Origin of the sequence: Candidatus Endowatersipora endosymbiont of Watersipora subatra (genome assembly GCF_964026585.1) — a bacterium.
Lineage (GTDB): Bacteria > Pseudomonadota > Alphaproteobacteria > Rhizobiales > Rhizobiaceae > Pseudahrensia.
Genome location: NZ_OZ032160.1, coordinates 312,071 through 336,904 on the forward strand (window position 1 = coordinate 312,071; position 24,834 = coordinate 336,904).

Annotated in this window: 19 protein-coding genes; 8 read left to right on the plus strand and 11 right to left on the minus strand. The window is 39.2% G+C overall.

Going from position 1 to position 24,834, the window contains the following annotated elements:
• Positions 1-55: 55 nt before the first annotated feature.
• The gene (gene tyrS / locus AAGD37_RS01515; RefSeq protein ID WP_341760641.1) at positions 56-1,312 is read left to right on the plus strand and encodes a tyrosine--tRNA ligase; all 1,257 of its coding nucleotides are present in this window, start codon (positions 56-58) and stop codon (positions 1,310-1,312) included.
• Positions 1,313-1,404: 92 nt separating this feature from the next.
• Here the strand turns inward: tyrS and gatB are convergent, their stop codons facing one another.
• A complete protein-coding gene (gene gatB, locus AAGD37_RS01520) occupies positions 1,405-2,874 on the minus strand; it encodes an Asp-tRNA(Asn)/Glu-tRNA(Gln) amidotransferase subunit GatB (protein ID WP_341760516.1) in 1,470 nt (489 codons plus the stop codon).
• Positions 2,875-3,569: 695 nt separating this feature from the next.
• On the opposite strand from gatB, the gene AAGD37_RS01525 reads away from it, so the two are divergent.
• Together AAGD37_RS01525 and fghA are read left to right on the plus strand one after the other, a co-directional pair.
• The gene (locus AAGD37_RS01525; protein WP_424945452.1) at positions 3,570-5,732 is read left to right on the plus strand and encodes an Rne/Rng family ribonuclease; all 2,163 of its coding nucleotides are present in this window, start codon (positions 3,570-3,572) and stop codon (positions 5,730-5,732) included.
• 63 nt (positions 5,733-5,795) lie between these two features.
• On the plus strand, positions 5,796-6,632 hold the full coding sequence (gene fghA / locus AAGD37_RS01530) for an S-formylglutathione hydrolase (protein WP_341760517.1): 837 nt from the start codon (positions 5,796-5,798) through the stop codon (positions 6,630-6,632).
• Between the two features lie 65 nt (positions 6,633-6,697).
• Here fghA and AAGD37_RS01535 read toward each other — a convergent pair whose 3' ends face one another.
• The 7 genes from AAGD37_RS01535 to AAGD37_RS01565 form a co-directional block, all read right to left on the minus strand.
• Complete coding sequence (locus AAGD37_RS01535) at positions 6,698-7,426, minus strand: ATP12 family chaperone protein (protein WP_341760518.1); 729 nt, start codon at positions 7,424-7,426, stop codon at positions 6,698-6,700.
• 32 nt (positions 7,427-7,458) lie between these two features.
• Positions 7,459-8,454, minus strand: coding sequence for an RluA family pseudouridine synthase (locus tag AAGD37_RS01540; RefSeq protein ID WP_341760642.1), 996 nt, complete (start codon positions 8,452-8,454; stop codon positions 7,459-7,461).
• Positions 8,455-8,558: 104 nt separating this feature from the next.
• Positions 8,559-11,135, minus strand: a complete 2,577-nt coding sequence (gene clpB / locus AAGD37_RS01545) for an ATP-dependent chaperone ClpB (protein ID WP_341760519.1) — start codon at positions 11,133-11,135, stop codon at positions 8,559-8,561.
• A 97-nt stretch (positions 11,136-11,232) separates the two neighbouring features.
• Positions 11,233-11,868, minus strand: coding sequence for a DUF4167 domain-containing protein (locus tag AAGD37_RS01550; protein ID WP_341760520.1), 636 nt, complete (start codon positions 11,866-11,868; stop codon positions 11,233-11,235).
• 336 nt (positions 11,869-12,204) lie between these two features.
• On the minus strand, positions 12,205-13,068 hold the full coding sequence (gene prmC / locus AAGD37_RS01555) for a peptide chain release factor N(5)-glutamine methyltransferase (RefSeq protein ID WP_341760521.1): 864 nt from the start codon (positions 13,066-13,068) through the stop codon (positions 12,205-12,207).
• On the minus strand, positions 13,065-14,141 hold the full coding sequence (gene prfA, locus AAGD37_RS01560) for a peptide chain release factor 1 (protein ID WP_341760522.1): 1,077 nt from the start codon (positions 14,139-14,141) through the stop codon (positions 13,065-13,067). Before prfA ends, prmC begins: the two co-directional genes overlap by 4 nt.
• 44 nt (positions 14,142-14,185) lie before the next feature.
• Complete coding sequence (locus tag AAGD37_RS01565; RefSeq protein ID WP_341760523.1) at positions 14,186-15,460, minus strand: aspartate kinase; 1,275 nt, start codon at positions 15,458-15,460, stop codon at positions 14,186-14,188.
• Between the two features lie 561 nt (positions 15,461-16,021).
• On the opposite strand from AAGD37_RS01565, the gene ubiG reads away from it, so the two are divergent.
• Positions 16,022-16,789 carry a bifunctional 2-polyprenyl-6-hydroxyphenol methylase/3-demethylubiquinol 3-O-methyltransferase UbiG gene (ubiG, locus tag AAGD37_RS01570; RefSeq protein ID WP_341760524.1) on the plus strand — a complete coding sequence of 256 codons (768 nt, stop codon included), beginning with the start codon at positions 16,022-16,024 and terminating at the stop codon, positions 16,787-16,789.
• Here the strand turns inward: ubiG and gap are convergent.
• The gene (gene gap, locus AAGD37_RS01575) at positions 16,786-17,802 is read right to left on the minus strand and encodes a type I glyceraldehyde-3-phosphate dehydrogenase (protein ID WP_341760525.1); all 1,017 of its coding nucleotides are present in this window, start codon (positions 17,800-17,802) and stop codon (positions 16,786-16,788) included. The two genes, ubiG and gap, sit on opposite strands and share 4 nt — an antisense overlap.
• Positions 17,803-17,885: 83 nt before the next feature.
• Positions 17,886-19,898 carry a transketolase gene (gene tkt, locus AAGD37_RS01580; protein WP_341760526.1) on the minus strand — a complete coding sequence of 671 codons (2,013 nt, stop codon included), beginning with the start codon at positions 19,896-19,898 and terminating at the stop codon, positions 17,886-17,888.
• A 480-nt stretch (positions 19,899-20,378) separates the two neighbouring features.
• On the opposite strand from tkt, the gene AAGD37_RS01585 reads away from it, so the two are divergent.
• From AAGD37_RS01585 to AAGD37_RS01600, 4 genes are read left to right on the plus strand one after another with little or no spacing between them, the layout of a single operon-like run.
• On the plus strand, positions 20,379-20,672 hold the full coding sequence (locus tag AAGD37_RS01585) for a DUF4164 family protein (RefSeq protein ID WP_341760527.1): 294 nt from the start codon (positions 20,379-20,381) through the stop codon (positions 20,670-20,672).
• 30 nt (positions 20,673-20,702) lie between these two features.
• The gene (locus AAGD37_RS01590) at positions 20,703-21,065 is read left to right on the plus strand and encodes a cell division protein ZapA (RefSeq protein ID WP_341760528.1); all 363 of its coding nucleotides are present in this window, start codon (positions 20,703-20,705) and stop codon (positions 21,063-21,065) included.
• Between the two features lie 60 nt (positions 21,066-21,125).
• Positions 21,126-21,779 carry a 5-formyltetrahydrofolate cyclo-ligase gene (locus tag AAGD37_RS01595; protein ID WP_341760529.1) on the plus strand — a complete coding sequence of 218 codons (654 nt, stop codon included), beginning with the start codon at positions 21,126-21,128 and terminating at the stop codon, positions 21,777-21,779.
• On the plus strand, positions 21,761-22,576 hold the full coding sequence (locus AAGD37_RS01600; RefSeq protein ID WP_341760530.1) for a TIGR00282 family metallophosphoesterase: 816 nt from the start codon (positions 21,761-21,763) through the stop codon (positions 22,574-22,576). The genes AAGD37_RS01595 and AAGD37_RS01600 overlap by 19 nt, the downstream gene beginning before the upstream one ends.
• Before the next feature lies 1 nt (position 22,577).
• Here the strand turns inward: AAGD37_RS01600 and glyS are convergent, their stop codons facing one another.
• Positions 22,578-24,659 (minus strand): glycine--tRNA ligase subunit beta, encoded by a 2,082-nt coding sequence (gene glyS / locus AAGD37_RS01605; protein ID WP_341760531.1) that lies wholly within the window; start codon positions 24,657-24,659, stop codon positions 22,578-22,580.
• Between the last annotated feature and the right edge of the window lie 175 nt (positions 24,660-24,834).

Below are 24,834 nucleotides of genomic sequence, written 5' to 3' on the forward strand. Positions count from 1 at the left end.
GATAATATCATAAAAATGGCAGATATGAAGATTCACTCTTACACATTTTTCTAATATCATGTCTTTTAAGTCTGACTACCTCAGAATACTTTCTGAACGAGGTTTTATCCATCAGTTTTCTGATCAATTAGGTTTGGATTCACTGTTATCTAAAGAGACAGTTACAGCTTATATTGGATTTGATGCAACTGCAAGCAGCTTGCATGCAGGAAGCATGACACAGATTATGTTACTTTATTGGTTAGGAAAGACAGGTCATAAACCAATTGTCTTAATTGGTGGAGGCACATCGATGGTCGGAGACCCGTCCGGTCGTGATGAATCTAGACAGATAGCAAGAAGAAAAACTATTGAAGACAATAAGATTAGTCTTAAAAATGCCTTCTCTTCATTTTTTTATGAACAGAAAGGATCACCCCTTATCGTAGACAATGCTGAATGGCTTCTGAAGCTCAATTATGTTAATTTTCTTCGTGATGTTGGCATTCACTTCTCTGTAAATGCTATGCTTGCACGTGAATCAGTGAAAATAAGACTCAACCGCGAGCAACATCTCTCCTTTCTTGAATTTAACTATATGTGTCTACAAGCTTATGACTTTGTAGAATTGAGTCGTCGCTATGAATGCCGGTTACAAATGGGGGGCTCTGATCAATGGGGCAATATTGTCTCTGGTATTGATTTAGGGCGCCGAATAGGTACTGAACAGCTCTACGGACTAACAACCCCCCTTCTGACAAGGAATTCTGGTGCGAAGATGGGGAAAACAGCGAGCGGAGCAATTTGGCTCAACTCTGAAAAATTGTCTGTATTTGATTTTTGGCAGTATTGGCGGAATATAGAAGATAAGGACGTCGGTAGATTCTTACGCCTTTTCACTACATTACCAATTCATGAAATCTGTAAGATGGAACGATTGAAAGGTATCGAACTCAACGAAGCAAAAAAAAAGTTAGCAACTGAAGCAACACGACTCGTTCACGGAGACGAAGCCGCCCAAAAAGCAGAAAAAACAGCTTGTGATATTTTTGAAAAAAGAGCTCTATCTTTAGCTTCTTCTGATCTCCCCTCGATTGTGATTGACTATGAAGAATTCAATAAGGGTATTGGCTTATTAAACTTGCTTGTTAATTCGGGATTAGCAAGGTCAAATGGTGAAGCCCGTCGACAGATTAAAAGCGGTGCCATTAAGGTAAACGATATAGGGATTTTAGATGAACGAGAATCTATCAATACTTCTTTTCTTGATAAAAACGGTTCTGTCAAAATCTCATTTGGTAAAAAAAAACATCTTCTGATTCGCCCTGAATAAAATCAGAGGCTATTCCATTCTGCCTCAATTTTGGAAATCTCATGCCAAGGCTGCAAAATTTAGGAGACTTTATTCTGAGAAATGTGAAGAAGTCAAAGAAGTTTTTTACGCAAGAGTTCGTTAACCATCTTCGGATTGGCCTTTCCTCTCGTTCTTTTCATCACTTGCCCAACAAACCAGGCAATCAGGTTAGGCTTTTTACGGACCTCCTCGATTTTATCAGGATTGATAACCATAATATCGTCGATGATGGACTCAATTATTTTAACATCTGTGACCTGAGCTAAGCTACGTGACTCTACGATGGTTTTCGGATCTCCACCTTCGTTCCATATTATTTCAAATAAATCTTTGCCAATTTTCCTAGAAATGATTCCATTTTCTATTAGATCTATAATAGAACCAAGCTGATTCTCTGAGATAGGGCTATTATCAATATAAAGTCCAGCTTTGTTGAGAGCCCCAATAAGATCATTAATCACCCAATTAGCACAAATCTTAACATTGCGGTTGTATGATAGTGATTCGTAAAAATCAGCAATGGCCTTCTCCGATACCAAAATAGACGCATCATATTCTGATACGCCTTGAGACACAAACCGTTTCCATTTTTCATCAGGAAGTTCTGGTAGGGTGGAGCGTAAAATCTCAACAAAACTATCATCCAATTTTAAGGGTAAAAGGTCCGGTTCAGGGAAATAACGATAATCATGCGCTTCTTCTTTTGAACGCATGGAACGCGTTTCGCTTCTTGCAGGATCAAATAGACGAGTTTCCTGATGTACTGTCCCTCCATCTTCTAAAATTGAAATTTGGCGCCTAGCTTCATATTCAATTGCTTGACTCATAAAACGAATGGAGTTAAGATTTTTTATTTCGCATTTTGTACCGAATTTTCTACCAGGTTTACGCACAGAGATGTTGGCATCAGTGCGCATTGATCCCTGTTCCATGTTGCCATCGCAAGCTCCTAGATATCTTAAGATCGATCGGAGTTTAAGCACGTAAGATTTGGCTTCATCAATGGAGCGAATATCTGGGTTGGATACTATCTCCATCAGGGCAATACCAGAACGATTGAGATCAACTAAACTCATCTTTGCTTGATAATCATGAATGAGTTTTCCTGCATCCTGTTCCAGGTGAATCTGTTTTAGACCAATATTAACTGTTTTAAACTTACCTTGACGATTCGGTCCAACCTGAATTGGAATGATTCCCTCGCCGACAATGGGATTGTTGAACTGCGTAATCTGGTACCCTTGAGGTAAGTCTGGATAAAAATAGTTCTTTCGTTCAAAGACGGATCGATTATTGATACGTGCCTTAAAAGCGAGTCCTGTTCGTACTGCTTGACGTACACATTCAGCATTGATTACAGGTAACATTCCTGGCATTGCAGCATCAATCAATGAAACATTGGTGTTTGGTTCATTTCCAAATTGAGTGGAGGAACCAGAAAAGAGTTTGGATTCCGATTTTACTTGAGCGTGCACTTCTAATCCAATGACAATCTCCCATTCGCTCTCAAGGTTAGATATGCGATTATCAGTAATGTTCATCAATTATTTTAACCACTTAGATATTACAGAAATGTCTTTTTATACTTAATACTTTATTATGATCATTAGTCATTTGAAACTTTTTCTCCCCTTTTTCCTGCCTTCTTCATCTTCTTGCAGCTTAACTAAGGAAGCCGTTTATTTCTTCAATCATTTTAAGATTTTATTTTGTGACTTGTCTTGAGGAGGTATGATACATTAAAATTTAAATTATTTATATGATACTAGAGTTTTTTTAATTATTTTGCGTTATAATTATCCAATATCTTGTTTTTGAGGATGTCTATCCTCACAGGACGAATCTTATTTTCAATGTGTTGGGTAGTCAATCTTGATAATAGATGAAGAGATTTCGAGTTTTATAACAGTTATAAGGGACCTAAACGGCTTGTTTGACATGGTTCAAACCCTGTTGTTTCCATAAGGTAGTCTCCTCAAAACCAAGAATTAATTATTGATAGTTATCGATTTTACAATGATCATCAAAACACTCTTATCTTACTCAAAGAGGGCTAATCATAAATTCGAATTGAGCCGTCTGGAATTCTGTCATTTCTTACGGTCTCATTTACGATCAGTGTCGATACATTCAAATGACAATTCCAAACAAACTAGAAAACAGATACGACAAACGCATATAATGCTACGTCGGAATCAGTGGATGCGGACTGTGCGGACTGTGGAAAGAACATATTATGGCATCAAACAAGATGATAATCGACGCCTCTCATCCAGAACAAACTAGAGTTGTGATGGTTCGCGGAAATCGTGTCGATGAATTTGATTTTGAATCAGAGCATAAAACTCAACTTCGGGGTAATATCTACCTTGCAAAAGTAACACGTGTAGAGCCTTCCCTTCAGGCAGCTTTTGTTGATTATGGAGGAAATCGGCATGGGTTTCTGGCATTTAGCGAAATTCATCCTGATTATTACCAAATTCCTATAGCGGATCGTCAGGCTATACTGACTGAAGAACGTACAGATTTAACTATAGAAATTTGTTCTGATAAGCCTCCTGTATTAGAAAAAGATGAATCTGATGATTTAAGAACAATAGCGGAAAGCCGTCATTCTACTGATGTCATATCAAAATACAAAAATAACACTTTGAGTTCAAATAACGGTGCTAAAAATCAGTCCGAAGAAAAAGAAATATCCTCACCAGAAATAGAAGCTAGAAATCAGATCACTATAAGAGACATAAAAACGAATCCCTGGTCTATTTCAGAGAAGTCTTCTCATAAAGAAGAAGACTTAGAAGATAACATAGAGGAGCTCGAACCTGAAGACATCGTCGAAAAAACCCCCTTTTCCTCTTCCCCAAGACGCCATTATAAAATTCAGGAAGTCATCAAGCGTCGGCAGATTTTACTCGTACAAGTTGTTAAAGAAGAACGCGGCAACAAGGGAGCAGCTTTGACAACTTATTTATCTTTGGCAGGTCGATATTCCGTTTTGATGCCAAACACAGCACGTGGTGTTGGTATTTCAAGAAAAATCACTGATGTATATGATCGTAATCGACTGAAATCGATGGCGGATTCTTTTGATGTTCCGCAAGGTATGGGTCTGATCTTACGAACAGCTGGTGCTTCTAGAACTCAACAAGAGATTGAACGCGATTTTCAGTATTTAATACGGATTTGGGAAAACGTTCGTACTCTAACATTATCATCTACAGCTCCCTGTCTTATTTACGAAGAGGGTAGCCTGATTAAACGGTCAATCCGAGATCTCTATGACAAAGATACCAGTGAAATTCTAGTATCTGGCGATTTAGGATTTAGAGAAGCGAAAAATTTCATGGCGATGGTGATGCCTGACAATACGAATCGGGTCAAATTATATCACGAGTCTGCTCCTATGTTTACCAAACTCGGAGTTGAAGGACAACTCGATTCCATGATGCAACCTCAGGTTAACTTAAAATCTGGAGGTTATTTGGTCATTAATCAGACTGAAGCACTAGTGGCGATTGATGTTAATTCTGGCCGTTCTACTCAGAAAAACTCTGTCGATGAAACAGCCTATCAGACGAATTTAGAGGCTGCGGATGAAGTTGCCAGACAATTACGATTACGTGATCTTTCTGGACTGATCGTGATCGATTTTATCGATATGGAGGAGAAACGTAATAACCGCTCAGTTGAAAAACGACTTAAAGACGCCTTAAAACGAGATCGAGCACGAATTCAGGTCGGACGGATTTCTCATTTTGGTTTACTCGAAATGTCTCGCCAACGGATGCGTGCTAGCGTTTTGGAATCGACGACTCAACCTTGCCCGACCTGTGATGGTATTGGCCATATTAAAGCTGTCAGTTCCGTTGTTCTCCAGGTTCTTAGAAGTATTGAAGAGCAGCTTAACAAGGGCACACGTAGTGAACTCATTGTACGAATCATGCCAGAAACAGCACTATATATCTTGAATAACAAACGTGAATCACTCGGTGATCTAGAAACCCGTTTCGGAGTTAGAATTAGTATTGAAACCGATGCAACATTAGGTGCCTTAGATTGTCAGATTGAACGAGGTGTAACATCTCATCGGCGTGAAGAAGACATCGAAATAGTAGTTCAACCGGATACAATCCGGTCTAATATAGTGATTGAGAGTGATGAAGGAATACATAAGGAAGAATTTTCTGAAGATAAAAAGCGAAGAAAACGCAGAAGGAAAAAGCGTGATTCAGAGAATCATCGAAAAGAAGATCAGACAGAACTTCAAGAAGGAATCGTTGGAAAGGAACCCAATATCAATATACCAATGAACCAAAGATCTATAAAAGACAGAGTACAACAAAAAAGAGTGGATTCTGTTACGACAGAGATGATCGCAAATGAGCCCATCGAATAATCCAAAGTGGTTGAGGTTTTATTAAATTTTTTCATCTAATTTCTGAGCAAAAAGGGGATAACTATGGAGAAGATATCTAGAAATCGATCTTTTAATGGAGAGCAATACGTTTATAAACATCAGTCAATTAAATGCAATTGTGAAATGACATTTGCCATTTATATTCCAGATACAAGTAAAAGAAAAGCGTCTCCCTTAGTGTGGTATCTTTCTGGATTAACCTGTACTCATGCCAATGTTATGGAGAAGGGTGAGTATCGACGATATGCATCACGATTTGGATTAATTGTCGTTGCGCCAGATACGAGCCCTAGAGGAAAAAATATCCCTGATGAGGTAGATAATTCTCAATTAGGTTTAGGAGCGGGATTTTATCTTGATGCAACAGAGGAGCCTTGGCTTAGAAATTATCAGATGTATTCTTATCTTACAGAAGAGCTTCCATCTTTGATCAAAGAAGAATTTCCCGTAGATATGTCGAGACAGTCCATTATGGGACACTCGATGGGAGGACATGGTGCCTTGATCATCGCACTGCGAAACCCTAATCATTATAAATCTGTTTCAGCCTTTTCTCCTGTTGTGGCGCCAATGAAATCAGATTGTTACGTAAGAACATTAAAACACTATCTTGGTGAAGATCGTCAAAAATGGAAAAATTATGACGCAACAACTCTTGTTAAATCTGGTGCCACCTGTCCCGAGATTTTGATTGATCAAGGGAGTGCAGATGAATTTCTAGACAGTAAATTAAAGCCGTTTCAATTTGAGGAAGCTTGTAAAGTAAAGAATATCAAGCTCACCTTGCGTATTCAGGAGGGGTATGATCACTCATATTTCTTTGTCTCAACTTTCATGAAAGACCACATAAAATGGCATGGAAAGCGCTTGAACGCATAAGATCAATAAAGTTTCATTGCTTAGATTAGAGAGATAGGAGAATAGGACTCTATCCTCAAAATACATTATAGCAGAGGCAGAGACCTAACAAATCGATACGCAGCTTCCATATCAAGAAAGCACGTTTTCGCAGAGTTTTCAGATGCCTCATCCTCACCCCATTGAGAAATATTCCATTTCTCATCCACACGGGCTGCTGTCCAAGCCTCCTCAAGGCTCAAAGCATTATCCAAAATACAAAGAGCGATTATGCATGAACCTGTAATATTTGTCAGCATATGTATTGCTGCTAAAACAAAAGGGCATTCAATCATAGCAACACGGTCGCTGATAATAGCAATAGATTCCAGGGATTGAGGCTGATGAACGATTCCTTTGATGACTTGCATTCGAGCACCTAATCGGGATCGAGCCCACTCCAAAATTGGATCCCAAAGCCTAGCCTGCATGGAAACTAAGGCTTCCGGTCCAAAAGCTCTGTAACATAGTAAGTCAGATTCTGTATACCGAATAATGTCTTCTTTTATTGCCTGCATATGGTTTGACACTTTATCAAGAGCTGTATTGGCTAAACGGGTAGAAGGCATAGTTTTTAGATTAATGGAATCTCTTTGTTCAGTCCACTCGATTCTAATCAAATGGGCTATCCTTCGTGAAGGAAGTAATAAATGATAACCTCCTGTTGTTTTGAGGATTCTACCATCAATTAGAAGAGAAAACTTACCATCTTGTAACTTCTTCACCTTAACCAATTTATAACATCGCTTAGGAAGCTTTCTGGAGTCTATACACACAGATATAAATGTCTCCTAATAAAGAAAACCAACTATGATTTCACTTTATCAAAAACAGAATCGGTTTTATCAAATGAAAGAACATTCCAGCTTTGAATCATATGTGGTGGTAAGGGGGCCGTTACATCAATGACTCGTACTTGAGGATCGGGATGCGGAATAAGAATGCGTCGAGCATGAAGATGCAACCGGTTTGGTATACCGAATGGGTACTGCCATTGACTAGAGTTGAAATATTTTTTATCACCAATTATGGGGTGTCCCAAATATGCCATATGGACTCGCAATTGGTGAGTTCTCCCAGTGATCGGCGATAATTCAACCCAACTTACGTTCCTTGATCTTGAATCGATAATCCTATATCTAGATATAGAATAATATGCACCACAATCACCATTCTTTGCTACACGCATACGATCCCCGTCTACTGTCTTCTCCTTAGAAAGGTAAGTTGAAATATGACCTTCTTTTTGAAGCGGCATCCCCTGAATCAGGGCCCAATAATTTTTTTGCGTATCACCTTCTCTGAAACTTCTATTTAAACTGACAGCAGCTCCACGCGTTCGTGCAACTAAAAGAGTTCCCGAAGTATCACGGTCCAGACGATGAACTAAACGTGGTTTGTTCCCATATTTATCGCATAGAGACTCGAGCATTGAATCAATAGAGCGTTGAATACCAGATCCACCTTGTACTGCAAGGCCAGACGGCTTATTAAAGACGAAAACTTTCTTATCCTTAAATAACAACATGTCGCGTAAAATATCAAAGTCACGATGAGATTTAGTCGTCGTCATGTGATTCTTTTTAGTTATAGTTCGCGTATCAAGAGGTGGAATACGAACAATTTGTCCTGATTCGAGACGCGATGAGCTCTTAACCCTAGAGCCATTAACACGTACCTGTCCAGAGCGTAAAAGCTTCTGTAATTTTCCAAACCCAAGATCTGGACAATAAACCTTAAACCATCGATCGAGCCGCATATACGCCTCGTCTTCTTCAACGACTTTCTGCATAACCTTGGATATCATTTGGATTCCTGTGCTACAGATTGAATGAACCAGAATATCATAACCTCATAAAGACAAGAGATCAGAGAACATCAAGTCCATCTTGCTCTTCTGTCTTTTTTCTACTTGATCTGAAATTGAAGTTCCGAGTTCTTAACAATAACAACAACAGAAGAACCATCTCCTATTTTACCAGACAATAACATTTCAGAGAGAGGATCTTGTAAATAAGTTTGTATGGATCGCTTAAGAGGCCGGGCACCGTAGGCTGGTTCATATCCTCGCTCTGCTAGCCAGTCTAATGCGCTTTCATCTACGATGAGAGAAATTCTTTTGTCATCAAGACGTTTTTGCAGAAGAGAGAGCTGAATTTTCACAATAGATGCCATATCATCTCGTTCCAAGCGCTGGAATAAGATAATTTCATCAACACGATTTAAAAATTCAGGACGGAAAGATGCGGTAACAATATCCATTACACGATCGTAAACAGAATCCAGACTCTCATTCTCTTTCAAATTGATAAGGAATTCAGCTCCTAGATTTGAAGTCATGATGATGACGGTATTGCTAAAATTCACAGTTCGACCTTGTCCATCCGTTAACCGTCCATCGTCCATAATTTGAAGAAATAGGTTAAAGATATCTGAGTGTGCTTTTTCAATTTCATCACAGAGGACTACCTGATACGGTCTGCGCCGTATTACCTCAGTTAAGGCGCCTCCTTCATCATACCCAATATATCCTGGTGGTGCTCCAATCAAACGAGAAACAGAATGTTTTTCCATATATTCAGACATATCTAGACGGACTAGAGCATTATCGTCATCAAAAAGATAGCCAGCCAATGCTTTTGTCAGCTCAGTCTTTCCAACACCTGTGGGTCCAAGAAAAATGAAGGAACCAACAGGTCGACTTGAATCTTGTAATCCTGCCCTGGCCCGGCGTACAGCTTTTGAGATAGCTCTGATAGCCTCTTCTTGACCAACAACTCGCGTTCCGAGCAACTCTTCCATTCTTAAAAGTTTTTCACGCTCCCCTTCCAATAGCTTATCAATAGGAATACCAGTCCAACGAACAATCACATCTGCTATGTGATCCGCTGTCACAATCTCGTCAACCATAATTGAATGATTAGGATTTTTTTCGGCTTCTTCAATTCTATCTTGGAGATTGGGAATTATACTATACAATAACTCACCTGCTCGAGTCAGATTTCCTTCGCGCTGAGAAATATCCAACTCCGACCGAGCACGATCAAGCTTCGCTTTTAAATCACGAATCTCTGCTAAGCGTCCCTTTTCAGATATCCAGCGCTCTGATAACGAGTGTTCTTTTTTCTCAAGGTCTTTTAAATCCGCATTAAGCCTTTCTAACCTATTAATGGAGGATTGATCTTTTTCTCTCTTTAGGGCTTCTTGTTCAATTTTTATCTGAATGATGCGACGATCGAGTTCATCTAGCTCTTCTGGTTTTGAATCAATTTGCATCCGTAATCGTGCCCCTGCTTCATCAATTAAATCGATGGCTTTATCTGGCAAGAAGCGGTCTCCAATGTAACGGTCTGATAATGTAGCGGCGGCAACCAAAGCAGCATCGGCGATCCTCACCCCGTGATGCAGTTCATATTTTTCTTTTATACCACGCAAAATAGAAATAGTATCTTTAACGGTGGGTTGTACAATTAAAACAGGCTGGAAACGACGAGCAAGAGCTACATCTTTTTCAACATGTTTTTTATATTCATCAAGTGTTGTCGCTCCAATACAATGCAAATCACCACGTGCAAGGGCAGGTTTTAATAGATTCGATGCATCCATAGCACCATCTGATTTTCCTGCCCCCACAAGAGTGTGCATTTCATCTATGAATAAAACAACACCATCTATCGACGATTGAATTTCTGACAAGATAGCTTTCAGGCGTTCCTCAAATTCACCGCGATACTTAGCACCAGCAACCAATGCTCCCATGTCTAGGACTAACAACTGTTTTCGACGTAAACTTTCTGGTACGTCAGAATTAACCATTCGCAAAGCTAACCCTTCTGCAATTGCTGTCTTTCCTACCCCCGGTTCACCGATGAGGACAGGATTGTTTTTAGTACGCCGAGATAACACCTGGACCGTACGGCGGATTTCATCATCCCGGCCAATGACTGGATCAAGAAGACCTTCACGCGCATCTTTGGTCAGATCACGGGTATATTTTTTAAGAGTATCAAATGTATCTTCAGCAGTAGCAGAATTTGCTTTTCTGCCTTTTCTTATTTCTTCGATAGCCTGATTTATATTTTTTTCTGTTAGCCCTATATCAGCTAATATCTTCCCGGCTCCAGTATTTTTTTCTATAACAATCGCAAGAAGGAAGACATGAATCGTTACGAAGTGATCGCCCCTTTTTTGGGCAGTTTTTTCTGCTTGTTTGCAAATCTGTATAAACTCAGGAGACATATAGATTTGACCTTCACCTCCTAAAATTTTTGTTATTTTCAAGAGTGTATTTTCAACTCTGGAGCGCGCTTCCATAGCATTACCACCTGCACGGGAAATCAAGTCTGCTGTCATTCCCTGATCATCATCCAGTAAGGCTAATAAAACATGCTCTGGCGTTAATTTCTGATGTCCTTCTAATAAAGCATGTTCTTGTGCTGACTGTACAAATCGATGCAGCTTTTCAGTGAAATTTTTGAAATTCATGAAACTTTCTCGTATACGTTTAATTGAATGTAAGAAAAATAATAAAATGAAGAATTCCTAGTTATTAGGCTAAGAGGATTAGCCTGAATCTATGAACTTATTCATCTTCGACTCCAGAAAGAAACAAGGGATGTTCAACAGAGGTTTCTTTAGAAAGAACAGCTGATTCTGCTTTTTTGTGTGACCTTCGAGAAGGCGTACGTCCTGATTCCGGATCTACTGTTTCTGTAAAAGAAGGCTCTTCTTTCACTATCATTTCCGAATGAGAATCAGTTCCATCAAATGGATCATTATTAGAAATATTCTCTATATTAATCGTTTTTTCTATGTTCTCAAACTGGCGTTGGCGACGGCCTCGCCCTCGACTTCTCATATTGTTGTTATTAACTTCATTGGTCTGCAAAGACTGTTCACAGTCAGCGTCATTTTCTTCAGAAATGTGTTGAACACGCTGAATCTGTTGTTGTGCAGCCTGAGCCTGCGCAATAACAATCAATCTGTTGTAATGCTCTGCATGTTGCCAATAGCTTTCAGCTGCTACATTATCCCCTCCAGACTCAGCATCCCGGGCGAGTTGCATGTATTTTTCTGCAATATGAGTAGCCGTTCCACGAATCTTAACATCAGGCCCATTGCTTTCTATTGAACGATTCAGATGATTTCGATTATTAGTATTGCGATTATTACTACGAGGACGGGAACGATGCCGACTTTGAGGTTGACCTTGTCTCATACGGACTTTCTCTATTAATAAAATTGTACTGTAATGTAACTTCGAACGGTCAGGATAAAATAGGAGAAACGTTTGTAAATCGAGATGACTTAAACTACCTAATAATACCTAATAATAAACGGACTTTTTCAAAGGATTACCTACATACCGAGAAGATGAATATCTACAATCAATTCTATCAATGTTGACTCTAAATTTAGCTGAGGAAACAATATAACAATATAATTGAGCACAGCACATAACCAAGAATAAAATGAGGCAGATAGTTAAATAATTCTAATCTACATTCGATTACAATAAGCGTGGCTGCGTAAAATGCAAATACTTTAGGAAGACTCATTCTTTTAAAGTGAATAACAAACATCTGTCTTTCCTTTCTAGATCTTTGAAAGAGTCAGCCAGAAGAAGGCTAAATTTATTAGCAATTTCAATAACAGATTTTCTTTGACGATGACCAATTTCTAGAGCCACAAACCCTTTTGGTTTTAAAAAGCGAAATGCATTTTTTAGTATTCTACGATATGCAGTCAGTCCATCCTTCCCACCATAAAGGGCAATAAAGGGATCATGCTCTAAAACTTCCTTACTCAAATCTCTAAATTCCCCTCCTGAAATATAGGGAGGATTGCTCACAAGAAAATCAAACTTACCATCTACAGCATCATACCAACTGCCAAGAGAAACTGAAAGACGGTTGGAAAAACCAAGGATTTCTGCATTTTTTTTCGCTATATTTAATGTTCCTTTCAGAATATCAGTTGCAAGGCATGTTGAATTTGGTAATTGCGATAATATAGCTAAACCTATAGCACCTGTACCAGTTCCTAGGTCAGCAAAACGAAGTTGGTTGCATTCAATTTTTTGAACATAGAGATAATGTAAAACCAGATCGATGAGTCTTTCTGTCTCTGGTCTGGGCTCCAGTGTCTCTGGTGATATTATTAACTCAAGTCCATAAAAATCACGCTGACCGATTATTCTATGGACAGGAACACCAGAGATTCGCATTTTAATCAATGATTGAAAATGATCGATATTAGAAGACTTGAGTTCCTCATGGTAAGATTTAACAATATCAGCATGTTCGCATTTCAGTTCATGCTGAAGCAATAACCGAGCATCCAAAGCTGGAGTCAGAGAACCGGAAGCTGCTAATTTAGCGGTTGATGATATAAGCATACCCTCATATGTAATCTTCATTGTTTTTCATCTAAAGCCGAAAGAAGACTCGCGTGATAATCAGTCATTAGAGCGTCAAATAATTCGTCAAGACCTTCACCAGAAATCATCTTATCCAATTTGTGGAAAGTTAGATTAATCCGATGATCGGTCAGACGACCTTGAGGAAAATTATACGTTCTGATCCGTTCAGAACGGTCTCCGCTTCCCACTTGCCACTTTCTTGATTCAGCACGTTCTTGATAGACCTTTTTCTGCTCTCGGTCATAAAGTCTAGTCCGTAATTCCTTCATAGCAAATGCACGGTTTTGATGCTGTGATTTTTCTGATGAAATAACTACTATACCAGTCGGAATATGGGTAATCCTTACAGCAGAATCAGTTGTATTAACGTGTTGACCACCTGCACCGGATGCTCGCATTGTATCAATACGAATATCTTCATCTCTTATTTCTACATCAACTTCTTCTGCCTCTGGTAAAACTGCAACGGTCGCAGTCGAGGTATGGATCCTACCACTAGATTCTGTTTCTGGTACACGCTGGACACGGTGAACACCAGATTCAAATTTCAGTCTCGAAAAAACACCTTTGCCACAAATCGAGGCAACAATCTCTTTGCAGCCGCCAATTTCAGAAAGACTTTCTGACAAAATCTCGACTTTCCAACGATGAATTTCAGAATATCGTTGATACATACGAAATAAACTCCCTGCAAACAGGGCTGCTTCCGAACCACCAGTTCCTGCCCGAACTTCTAGAATAGCATTCTTCTTATCAGATGGATTTCGAGGTAATAAAAGAATTTTAATTTCTTCTTCAAGACATCTCAGTCTCTGAGAGAGCTCATGGGCTTCGTTATTGGCAAGAATCCGCATCTCATCATCAGTATTGACATCAGATAAGATTTCTTCAACATTAGTCATTTCATCTTCAGTATCTTTCATCATTGAAATTTTTTCAACGACTGGTCCAATTTCAGAAAACTCTGAGGACAATTTTATGTAAGTTTCTGTGTCGAGATCTTCATTCATTCGACTTGTGATTTCGGTGTAGCGAATCAGTAACTGGTCGAGTTTTTCTTTTGGAAGCATAGTGTTATAGATTCTTCTCAGGAGGAAGTAGAAATGGGATTCCACTACTCTTTGTCGAGGCCGTACTGTTTGTGCAACGTACGAACAGCTAAATCGGAATACGATTGATCGATTAACATAGATATTTTGATCTCAGAAGTCGTGATAGCATGAATATTAATCCCTCTTTCTGCAAGGGCTTTAAATGCGGAAGCTGCAACACCAGGATGGCTGCGCATCCCCACGCCAATCACAGAAATTTTGACCATACCTGGTCCACTCTGAATAATCTCGTATCCAATCTCATCTTTTGATGTATTCAAAGTTTCAAGTGCCTTCTTGAGATTAGACGCTGGAACTGTAAAGGTCATATCGGTAACAGAGCCGTCTTCAGATACATTTTGGACAATCATGTCCACATTGATATCAGCATCAGCAAGTTCCCCAAACACAGTAGCTGCAACACCAGGTTTATCTGAAACCCTTCGCAAAGATATCTGTGCCTCGTCTTTAACATAGGTAATCCCACTCACAATGTGGTGTTCCATAATATCTTCCTCACTGCCAATCAATGTTCCAATTGATTGTGGAATATTTCCAGAATCAATTGATTCGGGATCCTCGAAGCTTGAACGAACAAATATTTTCACCCCATGAACCATAGCCAATTCAACCGATCGAACTTGTAGTACTTTTGCTCCAAGAGATGCCATTTCAAGCATTTCTTCAAATGATACTCGATTCAAACGACGGGCAGACGATACAATGTGTGGATCACTTGTATACACACCATCAACATCCGTATAAATATCACATCGATCAGCTTTCACAACTGCTGCAAGAGCAACAGCACTGGTATCTGATCCACCTCTGCCTAATGTTGCAACCCGTTGATCCGAGCCTATCCCTTGAAATCCAGCAACAACAGCAACCTGACCATGCTCCATCTGATTAATAATGTTAGCTCCATTTATGTTTTGTATTCTAGCAGCCCCATGCTTATTATTTGTCAAAACAGGGATTTGCCATCCAAGCCAGGAACGAGCATCAACACAAATGGACTGTAGTGCAATCGCTAGAAGGCCGCTAGTAACTTGCTCCCCAGATGAAACAATCGTATCATACTCACAATTGTCGAAAGTCGGCGCTTTAGAACCACATACATTAGGAATATTATTCACCCAATTAACTAACTCATTCGTTCTACCAGCCATAGCAGAGACAACAACGGCTATCTGATGACCGAAATCATATTCACGCTTTACGTGTCGTGCAACATTATAAATCCGTTGAAGATCTGCAACGGATGTTCCACCAAATTTCATCACCAAACGGGCCATGAATAAATATCTAAGTTCGGGGTTTATTTATTTTAACAGAGGATGATAACTATCATCCTGCTTATCATGAAGCAAAAAAAGTGAGAAAAGGAGAGAAATCAACGCCTAAAGATCACTTCACTTGTAAGAAACAAGGAACTCAGCTTAGCTTATGATTGATAAGTTTATTCTTAAAGTGCAAGATGACTTAAACATTATAAATCTCCTTTGACGCTAATCGGACCTTTCTTCTATTAAAAGATAGTCCATATTTTAACTGAGAACCTTTAGCGTATAATGCAAGAAAAAAAAGTCTCTCATCCATTTTAACATGTTTATCAAGTTTAGTAAATCGTACTCTATCTATTATTTAGAATGTATGACTAGAATAGAAGTCGGCCAAGTATGATTGAAATAAAGAGAAGATACCTGAACATGAAGGTTGTAAGACCAGTTCGGAATGCTTAGACATGTCAATATGAGAAAAAATAATATTAATAATAGATCCTAATAAATATGAGATATTCGGACTGGAATTGAACGATCTTTTTCTCGCCTCTTCACTTTGAAGAAAGTACGCTCATGATAAACAAAAGCACTGTAGATCAATCAGAAATAGACCGTTTTTCATCATTAGCTGATCAATGGTGGAATCCGAGAGGAAAATTTAGGCCCCTTCATCAATTGAACCCAATCCGGTTAGACTATATTTTCAGTCGTGCTTGCAAGCACTTCAACCGTGATTCTCATTCCCCTAATGCCATGGAAGGTCTACGTATTCTGGATCTGGGTTGTGGTGGCGGCTTGCTGAGTGAACCGATTGCTCGGATGGGTGCTAGAATTGTTGGTGTAGATCCCTCAGAAACAAATATAGAAATAGCGAAGATGCATGCTAGAAAATCTGGTGTTACAGTTGATTACCGCGTGACCACTTTAGAATATCTAGCCCAAAATAATGAAAAATTTGACATTATTTTGAATATGGAAGTTATTGAGCATGTAAGACATGTACGTCAATTTATGATTAGCTGTTCAGAGATGATAGAACCTAGCGGTCTTATGTTTGTTGGTACAATTAACAGAACTAGAAAAGCACAATTTTTGGCGATATTTATGGCCGAAAATATTCTTCGCTGGCTTCCTCAAGGTACACACAATTATGAAAAATTCGTCACACCTAACGAAGCAAATTCTTATATGCAGGAAGGTGGTTTGAATTTTTTAGAGGAAATTGGAGTCAGTTATAATATTTTTTCGAATCGCTGGACCTTATCAAAGGACACAGACGTCAATTATATGATTCTATCTCAACGGCCTGGCCTAAGCTCTAAAAAAGAGAATAGACACTAAATGTTCTTACCTATCTCAGCCGCTATGTCGTTCATACGGCAAGAAAACCCCCATTCATTGTCATACCAACTCATAACCTGAATCATTTCTTCATCTATGACCTTGGTTTGAGCCGGTGCAAAAATAGAAGAATGTGAATTATGGTTGAAGTCAATGGAAACCTTTGGTTGTATATCATAATCTAGGACATATTTTAATTCCCCACGCGCGGCTTTTTCGATTGCCTTATTAATTTCATTAACTGATGTTTTTCGATTAGCCTTAAATTTGAAGTCTATTAGCGAAACGTTGGCAGTTGGAACTCGCAACGACGAACCATCTAATTTACCTTCGAGTTCTGGTATAATGCATCCGACTCCTTTTGCTAAACCTGTAGAAGTAGGGATAATTGACTGGGTTGCTGAACGTGAACGGTAAAGATCTTTATGATTTCGGTCTAAAAGGGTCTGGTCACCAGTATATGAATGTACTGTAGTGACAAAACCATATTGAATACCAACTTCAGCATGAAGAACAGAGGCAATCGGTACTAGACAGTTTGTCGTGCATGATGACGCTGAGATTACTAAATCCTTCTTAGTAATTCTTTTATGATTTATTCCATAGACAATTGTTTTATCAACATTTTTTCCAGGTGCTGAAATTAATACACGTTTTGCTCCTGAAAACAAATGAATATCGGCCTGAGGGCGTTCTGTAAAGAAACCGGTGCACTCCATAACGATATCTACATCTAACTGTCTCCAAGGCAGCTTGGCAGGATCACGATAATTAAAAATAGGAATCAGGCCACGCCCAGCATTAATACCCTTTGAGGTTGTCTTAATCTCCCACGGAAAGCACCCGTGAATACTATCATAGCGTAAAAGATGGGCATTTGTTTCAATGGAACCCGAGTCGTTGATTGCTACAACCTCAATATCTGTATGTTGAGATTCATAAAGTGCACGCAATGTATTTCGTCCTATGCGCCCGAATCCATTAATTGCAACCCTAAGACCCCTAACTGACATAACTATTTGTAACCTCTAATCAAAAAATATTCCTCAAAGAACGCTCTTGCCAAGACAGAACATAATGTTGTCTTAACATTATTTCATGAAACAGAAGTATCCGATCCCTCTAACTTAAGTTTCTTAAGAACAGTCTTTACAATAAAATCCGCAGTAATACCAAATTTTTTATACACTTCCTTATAAGGTCCTGAGACGCCAAATGAGGACATGCCAATAAAGATTCCATCGGATCCAATCAATGGATCCCATCCTTGACGAACAGCCGCTTCGACACCAACTTTTATGGCAGCTGATCCAATAACAGAAGTTCGGTATTCGATTGACTGTTCTGCAAACAACTCAAAACAGGGAACAGATACGACTCTAGTAGGAAAACCTCGTTTATCCAGGTTTTGTTTAGCAGAAAAAGCTATTTCGACTTCTGATCCACTGGCGAAAATTGAAATTATGGCTTCATCTCTACTTGCAGCCACTTCATAAGCACCATGTGAAGAAAGATTTTGATCTTCAAAAGTACGTCGGATGGGAGATACATCCTGTCGTGTCAGTGCGATAACACTTGGAATTTCTTTTGATTGCAATGCAATTTGCCAGCATTCTGTTGTCTCCACAGCATCAGCTGGACGAAAAATCATCAAATTAGGAATAGCACGTAAAGAGGCTAGTTGCTCCACAGGTTGGTGTGTAGGTCCATCTTCACCAAGACCAATAGAATCATGAGTCATGACATGGATAACACGAATTCCCATCAGCGCAGCCAACCGAATAGAGGGACGACAGTAATCGGAAAAAATCAGAAATCCACCAGAATAGGGAATAAGACCTCCATGCAATGCTATACCATTCATAGCAGCTGCCATTGCATGTTCTCGAATGCCATAGTGTATGAATCGTCCTGAAAAATCAGTAGATGAAACAGCCATCGTTTGACTAGTTTTTGTATTACTAGAGCTTGTTAGATCTGCTGAACCACCAACAGTCTCAGGAATAGTACTATTAATAGTTTCTAACACGAGCTGTGATGCTTGCCTTGTCGCTATTTTTTTTTGGTTTGCGAATAATGTTCTTTTGTACTTCTGGATAGCATTATTGAATCTGAAAGGGAGATCACCTCTTATTCTGCGTTCAAATTCTCCACGAACTTCTGAATCAATGTTCTGAAATATTTTCTGCCAAGATTTTCTCTTTTGTGTATTGCGAAGACCCGCTATACGCCATGCATCGCAGATATCAGCAGGAATATCAAATGAGTCAGACGTCCAATCTAAAGCCGACCTCATCCTTGCAATTTCATCCGTTCCTAATGGAGAGCCATGACTAAATGAGGTACCGGCTTTTGTTGGGGCACCAAACCCAATTGTGGTTTTGCAAGCAATCATAGTTGGCTTATCCGAATCTTGAGCGAATCGGATAGCATCTGCAATTTCATCATGGTTATGTCCTTGCACGCAAATTGTATTCCATTTGCTAGCTTGAAACCGTATAATTTGATCTGTAGAATCAGACAAAGAAATAGGACCATCAATAGAAATATTGTTATCATCCCAAAGAACAATCATCTTTCGTAGATTCAAATGGCCCGCTAAAGAGATAGCTTCCTGGGATATGCCTTCCATCAAACATCCATCACCGACAAGACAATAAGTATAATGGTTAACCAAATGATCACCAAATTCTTTCCTTAAACGCCGTTCAGCTATAGCCATGCCAACAGCGTTGCCGATACCTTGTCCTAGTGGGCCAGTTGTTGTTTCTATACCAGCTACATGGCCATATTCTGGGTGACCTGCAGTAAGGGAATCGATTTGGCGAAATTTTTTGATCTCTTCAAGGTTTATATCTTTATAACCAAGCAAAAAAAGGAGTGAATACAGAAGCATTGATCCATGTCCTGCAGAAAGAATAAACCGATCTCGATCGGGCCAGTTTGGGGTTTTCGGATCAAATGCCATAAACTGTGTAAACAAAACTGTCGCTATGTCGGCAGCTCCCATGGGAAGTCCTGGATGGCCAGAATTTGCTTTTTGAACAGCATCAGCAGAGAGAAAACGTATGGCATCTGCCATACGTTTTTGTTTTTGGGTATGATTCATAAGAGCCTATAGCTATATTGCACGGGTTTTATTCCTCAGTCTAGGAGTCTAGGGGTAGGGAAAGCAAACGAGAAAGTTCATTTTTGAAAAAATGAGATACCAATTAAGAGAGGAAGGAATACCACTGGGGACAAGTAAGTCAATCGTGTTCATTGATTGTGGCATAACTCATTGAAGTCTCTTGATCAACAGATCAAGTAGTGAACAAAAAAATCAATCATCTCTGTGATGCAGAAATTGTCTGTTATAATTATTTTGGTTTTATTTCACTCTCATTGTAATAATGAACTTCAAACAATTCAAGAAATAGCAATATCATCATAGAAATGAATTTCAATTAAGAGTTAAATTTATAGGTATAAAGAACTAAATAAATTGACGACTCGTTGACATTTTTTCTTGAATTGACAAGTTCAATATCACTTAAAAATTCTGGATCATCGACTCAATGAACTGGCATACAAATACTGAGATGATATTATGAAGTCTGAGGCCTTTGGTTTTCTGATAGAACAGGCAATGGAATCATTTAACTCAGCTGTAGCAGGTCTTTCTAAAGTAGTGGATTTGCACATCGAAAAAAACCATAAAGTGGTTGATAGCAAAGAAGAAGTCCAGCGCTTAGCATCAGAAAGTGCGAATCTGGCTAGAAGCTTAGATGAAGCAGAAACACGTGCTAAGTGCTTAGCTGAAACAAACAGAGAAGTTTCTCATCGCTTGGTCAAAGCAATGGAACTGGTTCGAGTGGCTTTAGATAAACAGCTGTTGAATTAAAATTCCACATCCCCTTTTAAAAGTGTCAAAATGTCTCATGTTGCAGTTAAAATTAACGGAAAAATTTACCGCATTGCCTGCGATGAAGGTCAAGAAGAGCATCTTCTTGATCTAGCTCATCGCTTTAACATGTATATTGAAAATTTAAAAAGTTCTTTCGGTGAGATAGGAGATCAACGTTTGATTGTAATGGCAGGAGTTTTGATTATTGACGATCTGGTAGAGATGACGCATAAACTGAGAGTAATTGAACAAGAACTTGCAGATATCAAAAATATTACGAAGAATGTCTTTGATTTAAACCAGGCTCGTGAAATTAAAATCGTTGAATCGATAAACAATGCTTCGGCTCAAATAAGGAAAATAACAAAAAAATTGTCAGCCTCTCTTTAGAGTTTCATACTGATACAGTGTTGCCACGGAATTGAATCCGAATCTTAATGTTCTAGAAAAATGAGTTCGTTGTACCATCTAAAGAGAGAAATTCGCTACAATCTTCTTAAGAAGCGTGATGAGATTTCCCCTTCACAACACACTAGATTTTCATTAGCTGCAGCTAGAAATGCTAATAAAATTAATGCCTTATCAAATGGAAAAAACATTTCTGGAACTATTATTTCTGCTTTTAATTCCATTCATTCCGAGATTGATACAAGACCCTTGATTTCATCACTCTTAAAACGAAAAGCTCGTTTATGTCTGCCCGTTGTTATTGACAGTATTAGGATAGAGTTCAGAGAAATATCGGAAGATATGAAACTTATAAAATCTCGCTTAGATACATTTGGCCCTCCTTTGAATCCAGAGATTCTAGTCATACCTTTAAGTGGTTTTGATCGACGCGGGGGGCGCATTGGATATGGAGCAGGTTTGTACGATCGGGCCATTATCAAGTTACGCACCCAGATATACAGTCAGAAGAGTGTCATAAAGCCTTTATTATGTGGTTTTGCCTTTTCTATACAAGAAGTTCAGAAAATTCCAATGGACAAGCACGATCAATTTCTTGACTACATCGTTACTGAGATTGAGGTTATCGATTGCCTGTTATATCGAAAAATTAAAGGTTATGAGGGCGGTTTCGATCTATGCGAATTCTCTTCTTAGGTGATATGGTCGGCCGAACTGGACGAGAGGCAGTCATAAAATCTTTGCCTGATTTATCGCAAAAACTAAAACTAGACTTCATTATTGTCAATGGAGAGAATGCTGCCGCAGGGTTTGGAATCACCAGAAAAATTCTTCATCAGGTTCTGGAAGGAGGTGCAGATGTAATAACATCTGGTAATCATGCTTTTGATCAAAGAGAAACTCTCGGGTGGGCAGATGAAGAAGAACGCTTTCTGCGCCCTGCTAACTTTCCTACCGGTACACCCGGTCGCGGTAGTAATATATATGAGGCCAGAAATGGTGCTCTTATATTGGTCTCAAACATCATGGGACGTGTTTTTATGAAACCTGAACTAGATGATCCTTTTTCAGCTGCTGAGTCAGAATTTAGTGTCTGTAGCCTTGGTTTAAACGTTGATGCAATTGTTGTAGATTTCCATGCGGAAGCAACAAGTGAATCTCAGTGTTTTGGTCATTTTCTTGATGGTAGAGTGAGTCTTGTAGTAGGAACACACACGCACATACCAACATCAGATTATCAAATTTTATCAGGCGGCACGGCCTACATCAGCGATGTTGGTATGTGCGGTGATTATGATTCTTCACTTGGTATGGATAAGGAAGAGCCCCTGAATCGATTCCTCACAAAAATAAGTAAGAATCGTGTAGAACCAGCTAAAGGCACGGCTACTGTTTGTGGAGTGATGGTGATCACTGATGATAAAACAGGTCTGGCGCTATCCATCTCTCCCTTACGGGCTGGCGGCAAGCTAACCCCGGTCTGGCCATCGTGAATCAACCTTCTTCATGAATCAGGATCTCTTTTGGGACAGAAATTTTGGAAAAATCAGCTATGATTTTTGTTGCATCATAAATACGACGCATAAGTGCTAAACGATTAGCTCGAATCTCTTCATCATCAACATTGACCATCACCTTCTCAAAGAAGTTATCTACTGGCAAACGCAACTTTGAAAGAGCTGATATAGCAGTAGCATAATCTTCGATTTGAACCGCCTCTTCTATTTCTGTTTCGGCGTGACTGATGGCATCAACCAAAATCGTCTCTTCGCTAGCTTGAAAGAAATCAGGAATAGTTTCCTTGAAAATCCGTGTTCCTTTCTTCTTCTCTGCAGCGAGAATATTAATAGCACGTTTGATTCCCACTAATAGATTCTTTCCATCTTCTGTCTCTAAAAATGAACCTAGAGAGTCAACGCGGCGGGTAATTGCAAGAAGATTATCAGACATAGGTGTAATCACTGCATCAATCAAATCATAACGTGCACCTGAGTCTTTAAGATAGCTCCTTAATCGCTTATGAAAAAAGGAGAGAAGATCACTGTTAACTTTTTGAGCAAGAGGAAGACGAAGTTGATTGACTAAAATGAGTCGTATGATGCCAAAAGCTGCACGTCTGAGTGCATAAGGATCTTTTGATCCGGTTGGTTTCTGATTAATTGACCAAAAGCTAATCAGCATATCAAGCTTATCTGCAATCGCAACGGTAACACTTACTGGGTTTATGGGGACACTGTCACTAATCCCAAGGGGTGAATGATGTTCTTGACAAGCCAAAATAATATCAGTGTCCTCCCCCAAAAATTCTGCATAATGACGACCCATTATTCCCTGAAGTTCTGGAAATTCGGAAACCATGGCTGAACTTAAATCAGCCTTACAGATTTCGGCAGCACGCCTAGCTTTTCCAATAGCAGCACCAATCATTGAAGCAATCTCTGCTGCTAATACGACAATACGGTTCACCCGTTCAGCTTGAGAACCAAGCGCTGCATGGAAGGTCACCTTATTAAGATTTTCCAACCATGGCTTAAACCCTTCAGATTCAATCGTTTTCAAATCCATTTCCCAAAAAAACTTGGCATCTGATAAGCGTGCATTAATAACTTTGGCATTGCCCCTTGCTATTTCAATTCCTCCATCCCTAGCCTCTATATTGGATACTAATAGGAAATGATTCGATAGTTTCTTTCCTTTGCGCAATAAAAAGCATTTTTGATGATCTTTGATCGTTAACCGAATAACCTCAGAAGGAAGATGAAGATATTCTTTGTTAAATTCACTAATGAGTGTGACAGGCCATTCAACTAAATTACTGACCTCTTCTAGTAAATTGTTGTCCTGAAAAAGCTCTAGATTCCGTGTAAAAGCAATATTTTGAGCATTGTCTCTGATAATTTCCTTCCGCCGCTCTGCATCCAGAATCACTCTTGTCTTTTCCAATGAGACAACATAGTCATCAAAATTCTCTATTTTAATAGGATGAGATGCATGGAAACGGTGACCATAGGTAATATTACTGGAGATAATCCCTCCAACTTCAAATTCAATCACAATCGGCTTTTCAAGTTCATAGCTCAACGTACACAGAATGGACTGTAAAGGTCGCACCCATCTTAGACTATTAAGATTAGCCGATTGGGGCCCCCAACGCATAGATTTAGACCAGGGAAACGTTTGGATAATATTCGGGATGATCTCCGCAATCATCTCCTCAGTTGCTCTAATTGGCCTTTCAACTATGGCAACATAAAAATCCCCTTTTTGGGGTTCTCTCCTTATTTCAGCTTGATCGATACTTTCTAATCCGGCCCTACGTAAAAATCCAGAAATCACTTGCTCCGGTGAATTGGTACGTGGACCCCTTTGTTCTGTTTTAAAATAGGAAGAATAATTGGCTAGATTTCGGATATAAAGTGTGAGGCGGCGTGGTGTCCAATATTCTTTGGCTATTCCATAAGTGATCCTAGAATCAACCAATGTTTCCGTGATAAGATTTTTAAGATCAAGTGCTGCTTTTCGCTGCATGCGGGCAGGAATTTCTTCAGAAAACAATTCAAGAAGGAGATCAGGCATGGATTATCAATTTTAGATTACCTCGTTGCAGCGGAGACAAAGATATCAATCTTTTGAAGATCAGTCATCCTAATTTTCGTGACTACATGATCTAAACCATGTTAGAATTGGTCTCAAGTAATATCAGTATCAACGACAGATTTAAATTTAAGCGAGATTATCATCATTCTTCTAC

Bases quoted from the DNA above. Each gene is read 5' to 3' on its own strand.
- gatB (WP_341760516.1), bottom strand. From the start codon at position 2,874: ATGAACATTACTGATAATCGCATATCTAACCTTGAGAGCGAATGGGAG.
- AAGD37_RS01525 (WP_424945452.1), top strand. From the start codon at position 3,570: ATGGCATCAAACAAGATGATAATCGACGCCTCTCATCCAGAACAAACT.
- fghA (WP_341760517.1), top strand. From the start codon at position 5,796: ATGGAGAAGATATCTAGAAATCGATCTTTTAATGGAGAGCAATACGTT.
- clpB (WP_341760519.1), bottom strand. From the start codon at position 11,135: ATGAATTTCAAAAATTTCACTGAAAAGCTGCATCGATTTGTACAGTCA.
- AAGD37_RS01550 (WP_341760520.1), bottom strand. From the start codon at position 11,868: ATGAGACAAGGTCAACCTCAAAGTCGGCATCGTTCCCGTCCTCGTAGT.
- prmC (WP_341760521.1), bottom strand. From the start codon at position 13,068: ATGAAGATTACATATGAGGGTATGCTTATATCATCAACCGCTAAATTA.
- prfA (WP_341760522.1), bottom strand. From the start codon at position 14,141: ATGCTTCCAAAAGAAAAACTCGACCAGTTACTGATTCGCTACACCGAA.
- AAGD37_RS01565 (WP_341760523.1), bottom strand. From the start codon at position 15,460: ATGGCCCGTTTGGTGATGAAATTTGGTGGAACATCCGTTGCAGATCTT.
- ubiG (WP_341760524.1), top strand. From the start codon at position 16,022: ATGATAAACAAAAGCACTGTAGATCAATCAGAAATAGACCGTTTTTCA.
- gap (WP_341760525.1), bottom strand. From the start codon at position 17,802: ATGTCAGTTAGGGGTCTTAGGGTTGCAATTAATGGATTCGGGCGCATA.
- tkt (WP_341760526.1), bottom strand. From the start codon at position 19,898: ATGAATCATACCCAAAAACAAAAACGTATGGCAGATGCCATACGTTTT.
- AAGD37_RS01585 (WP_341760527.1), top strand. From the start codon at position 20,379: ATGAAGTCTGAGGCCTTTGGTTTTCTGATAGAACAGGCAATGGAATCA.
- AAGD37_RS01590 (WP_341760528.1), top strand. From the start codon at position 20,703: ATGTCTCATGTTGCAGTTAAAATTAACGGAAAAATTTACCGCATTGCC.
- AAGD37_RS01595 (WP_341760529.1), top strand. From the start codon at position 21,126: ATGAGTTCGTTGTACCATCTAAAGAGAGAAATTCGCTACAATCTTCTT.
- AAGD37_RS01600 (WP_341760530.1), top strand. From the start codon at position 21,761: ATGCGAATTCTCTTCTTAGGTGATATGGTCGGCCGAACTGGACGAGAG.
- glyS (WP_341760531.1), bottom strand. From the start codon at position 24,659: ATGCCTGATCTCCTTCTTGAATTGTTTTCTGAAGAAATTCCTGCCCGC.